General features: G+C 61.7%; 11 protein-coding genes. 4 read left to right on the forward strand and 7 right to left on the reverse strand.

The annotated features are described in order from the left end of the window. Positions 1 to 213: 213 nt before the first annotated feature. The 3 genes from BJ985_RS05385 to BJ985_RS05395 form a co-directional block, all read right to left on the reverse strand. Positions 214 to 1,965 (reverse strand): hypothetical protein, encoded by a 1,752-nt coding sequence (locus BJ985_RS05385; protein WP_179386837.1) that lies wholly within the window; start codon positions 1,963 to 1,965, stop codon positions 214 to 216. A 344-nt stretch (positions 1,966 to 2,309) separates the two neighbouring features. Further along, positions 2,310 to 2,990, reverse strand: coding sequence for a hypothetical protein (locus BJ985_RS05390; protein ID WP_005324183.1), 681 nt, complete (start codon positions 2,988 to 2,990; stop codon positions 2,310 to 2,312). A gap of 253 nt (positions 2,991 to 3,243) precedes the next feature. Next, on the reverse strand, positions 3,244 to 5,076 hold the full coding sequence (locus tag BJ985_RS05395; protein ID WP_179386838.1) for an AMP-dependent synthetase/ligase: 1,833 nt from the start codon (positions 5,074 to 5,076) through the stop codon (positions 3,244 to 3,246). A 94-nt stretch (positions 5,077 to 5,170) separates the two neighbouring features. Here BJ985_RS05395 and malQ point away from each other — a divergent pair, with 94 nt between their 5' ends. Continuing rightward, positions 5,171 to 7,294 carry a 4-alpha-glucanotransferase gene (gene malQ, locus BJ985_RS05400; RefSeq protein ID WP_179386839.1) on the forward strand — a complete coding sequence of 708 codons (2,124 nt, stop codon included), beginning with the start codon at positions 5,171 to 5,173 and terminating at the stop codon, positions 7,292 to 7,294. Positions 7,295 to 7,329: 35 nt separating this feature from the next. Here the strand turns inward: malQ and BJ985_RS05405 are convergent, their stop codons facing one another. Both BJ985_RS05405 and BJ985_RS05410 read right to left on the reverse strand, forming a co-directional pair. Further along, the gene (locus BJ985_RS05405) at positions 7,330 to 7,569 is read right to left on the reverse strand and encodes a hypothetical protein (RefSeq protein WP_023020989.1); all 240 of its coding nucleotides are present in this window, start codon (positions 7,567 to 7,569) and stop codon (positions 7,330 to 7,332) included. Next, positions 7,562 to 7,777 (reverse strand): hypothetical protein, encoded by a 216-nt coding sequence (locus tag BJ985_RS05410; RefSeq protein WP_023020988.1) that lies wholly within the window; start codon positions 7,775 to 7,777, stop codon positions 7,562 to 7,564. The genes BJ985_RS05405 and BJ985_RS05410 overlap by 8 nt, the downstream gene beginning before the upstream one ends. Before the next feature lie 38 nt (positions 7,778 to 7,815). On the opposite strand from BJ985_RS05410, the gene BJ985_RS05415 reads away from it, so the two are divergent. Continuing rightward, positions 7,816 to 9,120: a carboxylesterase family protein gene (locus BJ985_RS05415; RefSeq protein ID WP_179386840.1), complete on the forward strand. Its 1,305-nt coding sequence runs from the start codon at positions 7,816 to 7,818 to the stop codon at positions 9,118 to 9,120. A 13-nt stretch (positions 9,121 to 9,133) separates the two neighbouring features. On the opposite strand, the gene idi is transcribed toward BJ985_RS05415, so the two are convergent. Together idi and BJ985_RS05425 are read right to left on the reverse strand one after the other, a co-directional pair. Continuing rightward, the gene (gene idi, locus BJ985_RS05420) at positions 9,134 to 9,670 is read right to left on the reverse strand and encodes an isopentenyl-diphosphate Delta-isomerase (RefSeq protein ID WP_023020986.1); all 537 of its coding nucleotides are present in this window, start codon (positions 9,668 to 9,670) and stop codon (positions 9,134 to 9,136) included. Further along, the gene (locus BJ985_RS05425; protein WP_005324173.1) at positions 9,667 to 10,215 is read right to left on the reverse strand and encodes a hypothetical protein; all 549 of its coding nucleotides are present in this window, start codon (positions 10,213 to 10,215) and stop codon (positions 9,667 to 9,669) included. The genes idi and BJ985_RS05425 overlap by 4 nt, the downstream gene beginning before the upstream one ends. Positions 10,216 to 10,404: 189 nt before the next feature. Between BJ985_RS05425 and BJ985_RS05430 the strand changes: the two genes are divergently transcribed. Both BJ985_RS05430 and BJ985_RS05435 read left to right on the forward strand, forming a co-directional pair. Continuing rightward, positions 10,405 to 12,315: an ABC transporter ATP-binding protein gene (locus tag BJ985_RS05430; protein WP_179386841.1), complete on the forward strand. Its 1,911-nt coding sequence runs from the start codon at positions 10,405 to 10,407 to the stop codon at positions 12,313 to 12,315. 52 nt (positions 12,316 to 12,367) lie between these two features. Beyond that, entirely contained in the window at positions 12,368 to 13,498 is a 1,131-nt protein-coding gene (locus BJ985_RS05435) for a MalY/PatB family protein (RefSeq protein ID WP_179386842.1), read from the forward strand. Positions 13,499 to 13,563: the final 65 nt, after the last annotated feature.

Below are 13,563 nucleotides of genomic sequence, written 5' to 3' on the forward strand. Positions count from 1 at the left end.
TGCCTCCCGCCATCCTCTACCCCGCCGCCCTTCGCGCTCACCGGCGACGATTTCGACGCAGAATCCGCTGCGCCGGTGAGCGCGAAGGGAGGGCGAAGGCGAACACCTCGCAAGAGAACCCACCGAGACTTCGCCCGCAATAAGAAAAAGCCTCCGCGAGCGCATGCTCGCGGAGGTTCCAATGACTCCAGCTACTGCCTCAACAGGAAGGTCTTACTGGTTGATGCGCCATGGGACGCTGTTCTTCGGCAGCATACCGTGGGTGTAGAGGTAGTCAATGGTGGACAGGATGCCCAGCACCGTGCCGCCGCCTACGAGCGCAGCCAGGAAGGAGAACCCTGCGACGGAAGACATGTCTGCGTCCTTGCCGTCCTTACCGTTGATGCCATCGCGGCCGTCACGCCCGTCGCGACCGTCTCGGCCATCACGTCCGTCTCGGCCATCGCGACCATCCTGGCCATCTTCGCCGTCGCGGCCGTCCTTACCGTCTTGGCCATCTTCGCCGTCGCGGCCGTCCTTACCGTCCTGGCCATCCTCGCCATCGCGGCCGTCACGACCATCGCGGCCATCGCGGCCGTTCTCGCCATCCTTACCGTCACGGCCGTCACGGCCATCGCGACCGTCGCGGCCATCCTGGCCATCCTGGCCATCTTCGCCGTCCTGGCCGTCCTTACCGTCCTGGCCGTCTTTGCCCGGAACAACCGCAGCCTCGGTAGTGGAAGGTTCGGTGGATTCCTCAGAGGTCGGCTCTTCAGCGGAAGTTTCTTCTGCGGAGGTCTCCTCGGTGGAGGTCTCTTCAGCGGAGGTCTCCTCGGTGGAGGTCTCTTCAGCGGACTCGGATGGAGTGGTCTCCTCAGAGGTAGCATCCTCAGAAGCCGGAGCCTCGGAAGTGGTCTCCTCAGAAGAAGGCTCCTCGGAAGTGGTCTCCTCGGAGGAAGGCTCCTCGGAAGGGTTCTCCTCGGAAGGCTGGTCCTTGGTCTTCTTGCCGTTGAGCATATCGGAGCACAGCTGGCCAGCGGGGGCGTTCACGGCTGCAAGATCGGAGGCTGCGGTGGAGATGTTATTCAGGGAGTCTTCGATGCTCTTCTGCTGGTCCTTGCTCAGCTTCAGGTCGCCGGCGACGCTCGCACCTGGAACCAGGCCGGCGATGGTAACGGCTGCATTAAAGAGCTTCAAGATAACCTTGGTGCCCTTGCCAAAGGCGCCGTCGGCGAACTTAAGCAGGCCGGAGACGGTCTTCTTAGCGCCATCCGGGTTATTCATATCAACGTCGGCATCGGCGTTATCGATACGGCCGATGGCCATGCCCTGGGCGCGGGAGAGATCCCAGGTAACGGTCTTGTCCTTCTCGCCTTCCTTGACCAGCTTGGCAATGCCGTCCCAGGTCTTACCGGAAATCTTATCGATGAAATCAGCCGGAACGAGGTCGCCGACAACCGGGATGATCTCCCAGACGGTCTTGAGGATCTTTTCGCCGCCATCGTAGAAGGCCTTAGCCAGCGCAAGCTTGAGGTCGAGCATGTTGCCTTCCTTGTCAGGGGCATCAGTGACCTCGCAGACGAGCTTGTCCTTCTGCTCATCCTTGACCACCTTGACGTTGACGTCGCCGTTGGAGGCCTCAGTCTGTGCGAGTTCCTCGAGGCTGGTTGGCTTTGCAGACTCCTCAGAAGCCGGAGCCTCGGCGGTCTCCTCCGCGCCGTCTACTGCGTACGGGGTGATGGACTCGGCGGCGTCTTCTTCTGCGTCGAGTTCTTCCATCGCCTTATCGCCGGCGTTGTTTTCCTCGAGCAGCTTGCCGTTCTCATCGAATTCGATCCCGTTGAGGCTAACGGTATCGTCGGTGGTCTTTTCCTCGACAAAGGTGGTGTCGTCGGCGGCGACGGCGTTAGGCACAACAGTGATGGAAGAGAAGGTGGCTACGGCCACTGCGCTGGCAATGAGGCGAGAAGTTCGGCGTGCGCCCATGGTTTAACTCCCTGTAGATGTGGTTAAAGAATGTGATTGCGCGCGCCGCGTGTGGATGCTGCTAGGTCACGGCGTTCGCTTGGACGGGAATTACCCTACAGCGCGTTGAGAGTATTTTCTACTTAGATTTTAAGGTTGATCCAGCAACAATACCGCTGGATACACAACCCAACCCACTGAACAGGCATAACAGAAATCATATGGAACGGCTGTTAACCTAAAATTTCCCTAACTGCTTCCCCGAATCGGGGCGCCCTAGCGCAGAAAACTTCAACGGCCACCGAGAGAGGGAATCTCGGTGGCCGTGAACATCCCCTTGCGTGAAACAAGGAAGTCTATGTGGTTTATGCAGTTGTAGCCCGGCGGGCCGCCTCGCGCTTAGCCCGGACCTTTTCCACCACCGCGGCAACCCGGGCGCGCTCTTCTAGGAACTGCGGTGGGTTATGCCCGCGCATCGTGCGGACATAGGCCGGGTGGGTATCAAGCACCGTGTGCTTCCACGCTTGGACCGCAATGAGGGCGGACTCGCCGGTGCGCTTGTACAAGTGCGGCAGCGAGACCATGTCGAGGTTGCGGGCTACGGCGTCGGTTTGCGCAAGCACGTACTCAACTACCTCGCGCAGGTAATCTGCCACGGCCTGGGTGCGAGAGCGTAGGGACTCGGCCAGCTCGTGTACCACGATGGGCTTGGAGATGGGGAATCGCTCATCCAATAGGCGCGGGGTCAGTTGTTCCGGCTCTTCCACGTCGTTCACGCCGGAAGAAGCAGCGGAAATGGTGCCGGAGCGCACGCCGGAGACCAAGGCTTGGCGCAGGCCCATCAGCTCGCCTACGCAACGGCCGGAGTCAACGCGGGCATCTTCGACGATATCGCCCAGCTCAGCTAGGCAATCCATGCACAGCTCTTCGTCCCAATCCTCGATGGCTTCAATGAGGTGCTCAAGGTACTCTGCGACTTCGTCGCCGATATTGTAAATCTCTTGCGTAAGCTCGCGGTGGCGCAGCTCGGCGGCGATTTTGTGCATTGGCTTCGAGCCACTCCCTTCCACGATCCCATTTCTAACCTCTAGTAGAGGTTGAGGTTTGCTGTAACGCCTCACGACTTTATGCGAGATCCGCCGCCGCGAGCGCGCGACACTCCGAAGCCATTCACAGGTTTATGGCAGGTTCGCCCGCACTGGGGTGAGGATGGTGGGGTGAGCTGCAGAAGGGGGCGTCGGCAAGCAGGGCAAAAAGAAACACCCGAGGGAATTCCCTCGGGTGTACCCGTCGCGCGGACTAGCGCTTGTACAGGTGCTCGATGGCCGCGGCATAGCGCTGCGAAACCACGTTACGCTTGACCTTCATGGTGGGGGTCAGCTCGTTTTCTTCCTCGGTAAGGTCAGATTCGAGGATGTAGAACTTCTTAATCCCCTCCGCGTGGGAGACGGTGGCGTTAACCTGGTTGATGGCATCCTGCAGCTCCGCGCGCAGGGTCGGATCGGTGGCCAGCTCGCGCATGGAGCGATTCTCCGGAATGTTGTGGTCTAGCTTCCAGCGCTTCAAAATATCCGGATCCAGGGTCAGCAGCACGCCGACGAAGGGCTTGCCATCGCCTACCACCATGGCCTGGGAGATAAGCGGGTGCCCGCGCAGGATATCCTCCATCGGGCCAGGCGAGACATTCTTGCCGCCGGCCGTGACAATGAGGTCCTTCTTGCGGCCGGTGATAACGAGCTTGCCGTCCTCATCAATCTCACCCAGGTCGCCGGTGTTGTACCAACCATCCTCGAGGGCCTCGGCCGTGGCCTCCGGATTATTCCAGTAACCGTGGAAGACGATATCGCCCTTGATGCAGATTTCACCTTCCTCGTTGATGCGGAAGGTCACGCCACCCATCGGCGGGCCAACGGTGCCGATGGACTGATCCACAAAGTCCACTGCGGCCGCGGCGGCGACCTCGGTCAGGCCGTAGCCCTCATAGACCGGGATGCCGATACCGCGGTACCAGTGCAGCAGGTCATGGCCCATGGCCGAGCCACCGGTAATGCAGTAGTTCACGTTGCCACCCACGCCATTGCGGATGGTGGAGTACACCAGCTTGTCAAAGACCTTGTGCTTGGCCTTCAGGAGGCGGTCCGGGCCCTCCGGCTTATCCAAAGCCTTGGAGTACTCGATGGCTACCTTCTCGGACTGCTCAAAGAGCAGGGTCTTGATACCGGAATCGGCCGCCTTAGCGGCGGCAGAGTTGCGCACCTTTTCAAAGACGCGCGGCACGCCCAAGATGACATTCGGGCGGGAGCGGGCGAATTCGATGTTGATGGTGGAAAAATCCGACCAGTGATTCTGGGAGGCGCCGCGCAGGGCCACCGCAATGGATACCGCGCGGGCAAAGACGTGTGCCAACGGCAGGAAGGTCAAGGTATGGCTGCCCGGGACGGCGAAGATACCAATCGGGTTGGTGCACAGGCCGCGGGTCTGGGCTAGCCAGTTGCGGTGGGTGAGGATGCAGCCCTTGGGGCGTCCGGTGGTACCCGAGGTATAGACCAAGGAAGCCAGATCATCGGTGGAGGTGGCCTTGATGCGGGCGTATACCTCGTCGGCGGCCACGCCGCGGCCCTCGAACTTGAGGGTGTCAATGGCGGAGGAGTTGATTTCTAGGACGCGGCGCAACTGGGAGGGAGAGCCCTTGAGGTTGGGCTCGCCGTCTTCTTGCAAGACCAGGTTTTCTACCAATTCGGAGTGCTCGCGGGTTTCGGTAATGGCGAGCACGGCACCGGAGTCCTCAATGATCCAACGCACCTGGGAGGCGGACGAGGACGGGTAGACCGGTACGGAGGCGGCACCGGCGGCCCAAATGGCAAAGTCCAGCAGGGACCACTCATAGCGGGTAGCAGAGATGAGAGCGACGCGGTCCCCCTGCTGCACGCCTAGGGCGATAAGCCCTTGGGCTACTTCAAAGACCTCATCGATGAATTCTTTGCCCGTTACATTGACCCACTCGTAGTTTGCCGGGCGGGTGAACATGACGCCGTGAGGGCGCTTCTTCGCGGTGTCCATGAGGGCGGTCAGGCAGGTTTCGCCCGGCTCGATAGTAAATTGCGCCGGGGTATGCACTTCTTGCAGGGTCACGCGGTGTCCTTTCGAACAGCTAATTATTAATCTTCGCCTACTGTACCAATCTGTTTCCCAGCAGGTGCGTTGTCCCCGTGGCACAATGTGGCCTGTGACTACCCGCGACTTGCTTGAAGAACTCGCTCAGCGCCACGGCGTGGCCACCAGCTATACCTCCCAGTCTGGTTTCCCCGTCCACGTCGCTGAAGACACTATTACCTATACCCTGCGCGCCTTGGGCGTGGCCATCGATGACAACCCGGACGATGCGGCGCTAACGCAGCTGCTTTACGACGACTACCTGGACCGCTCCTCCCAGCCCCTACCCCACTGCGTTGTCGCACCCCAGGGCCAAGAGCGCGGGTTCGTGGTCCACGTGCACGCGGGCGATGCCGCCAACGTACACATTGAGCTGGAGGAAGGAGGCACCCGCGAGGTCTACCAAGACCCCAATGACGCCCCAGATGCTGACGTTGATGGCACGTTGTGGGGCGAGGCGAGCTTCCACATCCCCGGGGATCTGCCCATGGGGTACCACGAGTTGGTGTTGGAGTCCGGGGGCATCGGCAAGCATGCCTGCCCGCTGATTATCACCCCGGCGCGCCTTTCCACGGCCGATGAGTTTGTAGAGCGCCCCATTAGCGGCGTGATGGCGCAGCTGTATTCGGTGCGCTCGGAATCCTCCTGGGGCATCGGCGATTTCCAGGATTTGGGGCAGTTGGCAGAAACGTTGGCCCCGCACGCGGATTTCTTGCTGGTCAACCCGCTGCATGCGGCCGAGCCGCTTCCACCGGTGGAGGACTCGCCGTACCTGCCCACCACGCGGCGCTTTATCAATCCGCTGTACCTGCACATCGAATCCATCCCGGAGCTCAAGCTCCTGCCGGAGGACCTGCAGGATGATGTGCGCGAGCTAGCCGAGGAGTTTCGCCAGCGCAATCGCAGCGCCGAGGAGATTGACCGCGACACCATTTTTGAGGCCAAGCTGCAGGTGCTGCGCGAACTCTTTAACTACCAGCCCTCCCCGGAACGCGAAGAGGCCTTCGTGCGCTACGCCCGCGAGGAAGGCCGCGGCCTGCGCGATTTTGCCTATTGGTGCGCGCAACAAGACGCCGCCGCACAGTCGGGCCAGCGCCATGCCGAAGGCCTGGACATGGACACGCTCACGCGCTTTTATTCCTGGCTGCAGTTCCTGTGCGATGAGCAGCTGGCCGCCGCGCAGCAGCGCGCGCTCGATGCCGGCATGCGCCTAGGTTTGGTTACTGATCTTGCCGTGGGTGTGCACCCGGGCGGCGCCGATGCCGTGAACCTCACTGAGTATTTGGCGCCGCAGTGCTCGGTGGGGGCGCCGCCGGATGACTATAACCAACAGGGCCAGGATTGGTCGCAGCCGCCGTGGCACCCGCAGCGCCTGGCCGCCGCGGGCTATGCCCCGTGGCGCGAGATGCTCTCCACCGTGCTGCGCCATGCTGGCGGCGTGCGCGTGGACCATATCTTGGGCCTTTTCCGCCTGTACTGGATCCCGCGCATGGCCAGCCCGCTGACGGGCACCTATGTCTCCTATGACTTTGAAGCCATGGTGGGCATCTTGGCACTAGAGGCGCAGCGCGCCGGTGCGGTGGTCATCGGTGAGGACCTCGGCACCGTCGAGCCGTGGGTACAAGACGTGCTCGCGCAGAAGGCGGTGCTGGGTACCTCCATCGTGTGGTTTGAGCGCGACGATGATGACTACTCCCCGCTGCCGCAGGACAAGTACCGCCAGCTGGCGCTGTCCTCGGTCAATACGCACGATCTGCCGCCAACCTTGGCGTACCTGCGCGGCGATCATATTTCGCTCCGCGCGCGCTTAGGCGTGCTGACCCGATCGGTGGAGGACGAGCAGCGCGATGACATCGAGTGGCAGGCCCGTGTACTCGGCACCGTGGCGGATCGTGGCCTCTTGCCGCAGCGCGATTACCTGGTAGATCCGGACGAGCGTGCTTCCCGCGGCGCGGAGGAGGATATAAGCGTAGCGCTGCATCGCTATATCGCAGGTACACCTTCGGCTCTCGCGTGCACCAGCTTGGTGGACATGGTGGGCGATGTGCGCGCACAAAATCAGCCGGGCACCACGCACGAGCTTTATCCCAATTGGTGCGTGCCGCTATGCGATACCAACGGCACCGCCCTGCTCATCGAGGATCTTGCTGGGTTGGAATTCTTCCAGCGCTTAGCAGCAACCAGCCGTAAGGACTAGCGTTGGGCCTGGGCCTCGCCGGCCGGTGGACGCGCCTAGGTCCACAGGCCGATGAGGGCAACGACGATGACCAACGCGATCATCGTCCACAGTGTGAGAGAGACGCGGGACTTGGGTAGGGCGCGCTTGCGCTTTGCCGGCTGGGCACCGGGCGTGGTTGCCGGGGCGGAAGGCTGGCTGGTGCGCTTGGCTTCGGGGTCCCACAGACCCTCGCGGGGGTTGGCGCGCAGCTCAGCGCGCTCTTGCCGTGCGCGCTCGTTATTTTCCTCAGCCATGGTGGTCTACTTTAGTGCTGCGGCTGCGTTGCTGGGAAATCACTCCGGCGGCCCGATTGGCCACGCTGTCAACCGCCCACATCAGGCACCAGGCTATAACCACCATGAGTGGCACGGCGATGGCCACCACGATGACCATTTGAATCCACACGGGCGCCTGCACCAACAATTGCGATAGCGTGCTGCCCAAGCTCGTCAACCACTCCATGGCTACTTATTCTACTTGCTCGCGGTAATCTGGCTGACATGTCGAGCGCCCAGATTCCCGTTACCGTCGCCACCGCCTCCGGCCGAATCACCGGCGTGCGCCGCGATGGCCTGCATTATTTCCATTCGGTGCGCTATAGCACCATCCCCAGCCCCTACTCGCCTGCCGAGCCGCTCCAAGGCACTCGCGACCAGGATGCCCGCGAGCCGCACCCAGCAGATATTGCGCTGAGCATTACCGCGCCTGCCGACGCCGCCGAGTGCCCCGTCGTGGTCTTTATTCACGGCGGCCGCTTTGAGCACGGCTCGCACGAGGATCCACGCCTGTCGGGGGAAAAGAATGCCCGCCACGGGGTAATCCAGGTCAACGTGGGTTACCGGGTGGGCTTGGCTGGCTTCGCGCGCTTCGACGGCGACGAGGCGGACCGCTACCGCGGCATTGATGATTGCCTCTTGGCCTTGGAGTGGCTGCAGGACAATATCGAAGCCTTTGGCGGCGATAAGACCAATATCACCCTGGTGGGCCAATCCGCCGGGGCGGCGATTAGCCTGTGGCTGACGCGTCGCGATCATTTCCGGGGCGGGTTCCGCCGCGTGCTGGCGCTCTCGCCGGCATTCCCGCGCGACCGTTTTGAGCATCGCATCACCGACCTGCGCCGGGCCCTAGGCGTGCCGGTCACGCGCCAGGCGCTGGAAAAGATGGATCCTGAATCACTGGCCAAGGGCTATGCCAAATTCCGCAAGAAGTACCGCTTCGACGTTGCCTTGGGCCCCGCACCACTGCGCGCCGAAGAACTAGCGGATATCCCTATCGTGGTGACCTCCACCCGCGATGAGTTCTACACCATGCCCGCGGCCGAGCGCATAGACAAGATGGCGTTTGCCGGCTTTATTACCAGCTACCTCTCGCCCAAGTTCGGGATGTCACACGATCGTTTCAAACAGTGGCGGCAGCTAGCGCACTACGTCGATCCGCATCGGCCAATGGGCCGGCTCATTGGTGATGCCGCCGTGCGCCGCTGGACCGCGCAGGTAGCCGAGGAGGCTCCAGGCCCGACCTGGATGATGGAATTTACCCGGACCGAAGCCCCCGCGGTGCACTGCGCCGAGTTAGACCCGCTCTTTGGCGGCAGCGGAGGCGAGGAGGCCGACGCTTCCCCGGCCGGTGAGCTCAACGAGTGGCTGCGCCACTATGCCACCACGGGCGAGCCCGGTTTCCCCGGCTACGGCGATGACCACCAGGTGTTGGAATTCAACCTGGATACGGGAGAGCGTCGGCTAGCCTATGCCACCTTGGACTATGTGGCCGCGGCCTTCTATAACGACGACGAGCTTGGGGTGTAGCGGGCGCCGAAAATTACAACGCGGCGCGCAGCGCGCTATCCGCGAGCTCGTCAATCATCCACGGGCTAAAAACACCAGGCATGGCATCGGCGGCGGCGAAGAGGTTTGCTGGCTCGACCCATTGGTAGGAATCTACCTCGTCGGGGTTAGGCTCCCAGGTGGCGTCGGCAGCAAGCTCAACGGTATATACCGGGCAGATTTCATTTTCTACCGTGCCGGAGGAATCCACCGCGCGATAGGAAAAGTCCGGCAGAATAAGCCGCGGGGCGGACAGATCCGCCGGCGCAATGCCCAGCTCAAAGGAAGCGCGGCGCAGCACCGCATCCGCGGTCTCCTCGCCGGGTGCGGGGTGGCCGCAAAAGGCATTGGTCCACACGCCGGGCCAGGTGCGCTTGCTCAGGGCGCGGCGGGTGACCAGCACCTTGCCACCGCAGGTCAGCCAGGCAGAAAAGGCGAAGTGCAGCGGGGTATCAGTGGTATGAACTTCGGCCTTGGGAGCGGTGCCGATGGGTTCGCCCTCGGCAGAGGCCAAGACTACAAGTTCCGTCATAGATTAAGGTCTCCTACCCAGGTCACGTTGCCAATGTGCAAGCGCGCATTCCACAGGTTGCCAGGCGTCACGTCAAAGCGGTACTGCAGGTTGACCGAAGCGCCTGCACCCAGCGGGAGATCGAGTCCCGGGGGCTCCACGTCTGGGGCAGATTCCTTGTCATAGGGCAAGGAGTTGATCTTGGCCCAGCCGCCGTTGCCGTCGGCACGCTCCAGGGTGGGGTCTTCAAAGGCGTCGACAGGCAGGGGCACATCATTTTTATTCTTGAGCAGAATGGTCACTACGGTGCCACCGGTGTTGCTATCGGTATACACACCCTGCAACTCCCAGCTCACACCCAGGCCCTTATCCTCTACCGGCTCGGCCAGGTTAGAGGTGACTTCCTTATCGTCGGTGTCCTTGGCCTCGTACGGGGCCTCTTCGGAGCTGGATACGGTGATATGGTCCCCCAGCCCGGTTTCTTCCGGCTGGAGAACGCTACATCCGGTCAGGGTCACGGCGAGTACGCTGACTACGCCCGCGCCGAGTGTGTGGGAAATTTTCACCGTGGATGGATCCTTTGCACGCGAAGATTGTTGTATTTCTGCACAAGTACCTTAGCCTAAACCTCCCTGAACTTAAGTATTTACGCTCGTTAACGCCGCATGTGGCATACTGGGCAGTCGCTTAAATCTCGCCCCCCTTTCCCTAATTCAGCGCACTAACCGCCGTTTCGAAGTGAGTGTGGTCGACTTATGAATTCCATTTTGCGCATTACCCGCAGTGCCTCTGCCCTGTGGCCCTTTTATTTAGGCGTGCTGCTGACCGCCACGATCACTGCGGTCGTTGCACTGATCTCGCCGTTTTTGACGCGCGAAGCTACCGATACCATCGTGGGCGCCCTGCAGAACGACGCCCCACTGGGCGATGCGCTGCGCACGGTGCTGTTGCTGGCAGTGGCGCTTTTTCTTGCCGACGCCGCCAATGCCCTCTTCCGCAATATCGGCGGCTACATCGGCGATGTCATGGTCTCGCGCCTGCGCGAGATTTTGTCCACGCGCTACTTTGCCAAGCTGCTGGCCCTCCCGCAGGGCTACTACGATAACCAGGTCACCGGCACGATCATCGCCCGGCTGGATCGATCGATTGCCAATATCACGCAGTTCGTGCAGTCCTTTGCCAATAACTTCTTCACGATGATCATCCAGACCCTCGCGGTGCTGGCCATTACCGCGTGGTATTACTGGCCGCTGGCCGTCCTGCTCGCGCTGCTCTTCCCGGTCTATATGTGGCTTACCGCGCTGACCTCGAAGCGCTGGCAAAAGTTTGAGGCGGTCAAAAACGAAAATATCGACCTCGCCAACGGTCGCTTCGCAGAGGTCATAGGCCAGGTCAAGGTGGCTAAGTCCTTCGTGAGCGAAACCCGCGAGCTCTCCCACTTTGCTAAGCGTTACCGCACCGTGGTCGATACCACCAAGCCGCAGTCCCACTGGTGGCACATGATGGATACCTTCCGCGGCCTGGCCATGGCGGTTATCTTCCTCGGCATTTACGGCGTAATTTTCTGGCGCACGCTCGAGGGGCATTTCTCCTTGGGCGATATGGTCATGTTGCTGCAGATGGTCTCCAGTGCGAAGCAGCCGGTCTTTATGATGAGCTGGATTGTCGATACCGCCCAGCGCGCCATCGCCGGCTCCAAGGACTACTTCAAGGTCATGGAAGAAGAGCTCGAGCCCACCGCGCCGCGCGAGCTGGTTGCTGCCACCACCGGTTCGCATACCCCGCAGCTCGACCTCACCCCGGTACGCCCGCTGGAGCCCACACCCGGCGCGCCGGTCTTCTCCTTTGACCACGTCTCCTTCGCCTACGAGGAGGGCAAGCCCGTGGTGGAGGATATTTCCTTCGCCGCCTCTGAGGGCCACAAGGTGGCGCTCGTGGGCGAGTCCGGCGGCGGCAAGTCCACGTTGGTCAACCTCTTGCTAGGCCTTTACCATCCCTCGGCCGGACACCTGGATGTACTGGGGCACCGAGTAGACGATCTCACCGCCTCACGCCTGCGCGCCTCAGTGGGCGTGGTCTTCCAGGAGTCCTACCTCTTTTCCGGCACCATTCGCGAGAACATCGCTTATGGCAAGCCGGGTGCCACGGAAGAGGAAATCGTGGACGTCGCCAAGCGGGCCAATGCCCATGAGTTCATCCAAGCCTTCCCGGACGGCTATGACACGGTCATTGGCGAGCGCGGTCTGAAGCTTTCCGGCGGGCAGAAGCAGCGCGTCTCTGTGGCGCGCGCCATGCTCAAGGACGCGCCCATCCTGGTCCTGGATGAGGCCACCTCGGCGCTGGATACCAAGTCCGAGCGCGCCGTGCAGGCCGGCCTAGATGAGCTGATGAAGGACCGCACCACGCTGATTATTGCCCACCGCCTATCCACCATTGCGGATGTCGATACCATCATCACCCTAGATCGCGGTCGCATTGATGAGATGGGCTCGCCGGCCGAGCTGGCACAATCCGGTGGCATTTATGCCGAGCTACTCAAGCTCACCCAATCCACCTCGGCCGCGGACCGCCGCCGGTTGAAGAAGTATGGCTTTGTCTCCGGCCCTGCCTCCGAATCCGAAGACGAGGAGGAGGACTCCCGGTGGGCCGACAAGGCAGATGAATAAAAGCGCATAAAAGCGCTGGGGTGGCCGCGGGCTTCGCGTTATGGTTATGGCCATGGAGTTTCCTAGCCTAGAAGAGTTGCAAGCCCGCGGAACCCGCAAGTGGACCGTCTTCGAGGAAGACGTTTTGCCGCTGTGGATCGCGGAGTCCGATTTCCCCACCGCACCCGCCGTAAAGAAGGCACTGGAAGAGATGGTGGATAAGGAAACCTTTGGCTATACCCCAGCGCCCAAGGCCTCGGGGCTGCGCGAAGCTGTGGCCGATTTCTACAACGACCGCTACGGCTGGCGCCCCAACTCCGACCATATTTTCTGGATCGGCGATGTAGTGCGCGGCCTCTTGCTCGGCGTGCAGTACTTCACTCGCGAGGACTCCCCCGTGATCGTGCCAGTTCCTTCCTACCCACCGCTTTTGGAGCTGCCACGCACCGCGGGCCGCGAGAAAATCGAGACCAGCTTGGAGCTCGACGATATTGAGCGCGCCTTCCAGGCGGGCGCGGGCTCTATTTTGCTGGCCAATCCCTATAATCCACTCGGCCGCGCCTTGGATGAGGAGTTCCTCACCGAGCTAGTCGAACTGGCGGAGAAGTATGACGCGCGCATCTTGGCCGATGAAATCCACGCCCCGCTGGTCTATGAGGGCCGGCATATCCCGGTAGCCTCGCTCGGCGCGGCGGCCGCGGAGCGCACCATCACGGTCACCGCGACGTCCAAGGCCTTTAATACCGCCGGGCTCAAGTGCGCGCAGATGATTTTCTCCAACGCGGCCGATGTTCAGACCTGGAACTGCCTTTCTGGCGTGGCCAAGGATGGCACGGGCACCTTGGGCGTGTTGGCCGCGGAGACCGCCTACCGCGAGTGCGGCGACTTCCTCGATGAGGAGGTGGCCTACCTGCGCGAGACTCGCGATTGGTTGGTGGAGGAGCTGCCCAAGCGCATCCCCGGGCTAAAGACCAGCAAACCGGATGCCACATACCTGCTGTGGTTGGACTTTGCCGATACCGCCATCGGTGGCAATCCGCAGCCGGCCAAGTGGCTGCGCGAGAATGCCAAGGTGGCACTCAATGAGGGCGATACCTTCGGCACTGGCGGCCCGGGCCATGCACGGTTGAACTTTTCTACCTCGCGCGAAATCTTGGAAGAAGCGCTCGACCGCATGGAGCGCGCCTTCGCGGACCTCGATTAGGCCGGCCCAGCTGGGACCACCATGTATTCTGCGTCACCCCCACGCTTTGATTTCTCACCATGTGG

Origin of the sequence: Corynebacterium tuberculostearicum (genome assembly GCF_013408445.1) — a bacterium.
GTDB lineage: Bacteria > Actinomycetota > Actinomycetes > Mycobacteriales > Mycobacteriaceae > Corynebacterium > Corynebacterium tuberculostearicum.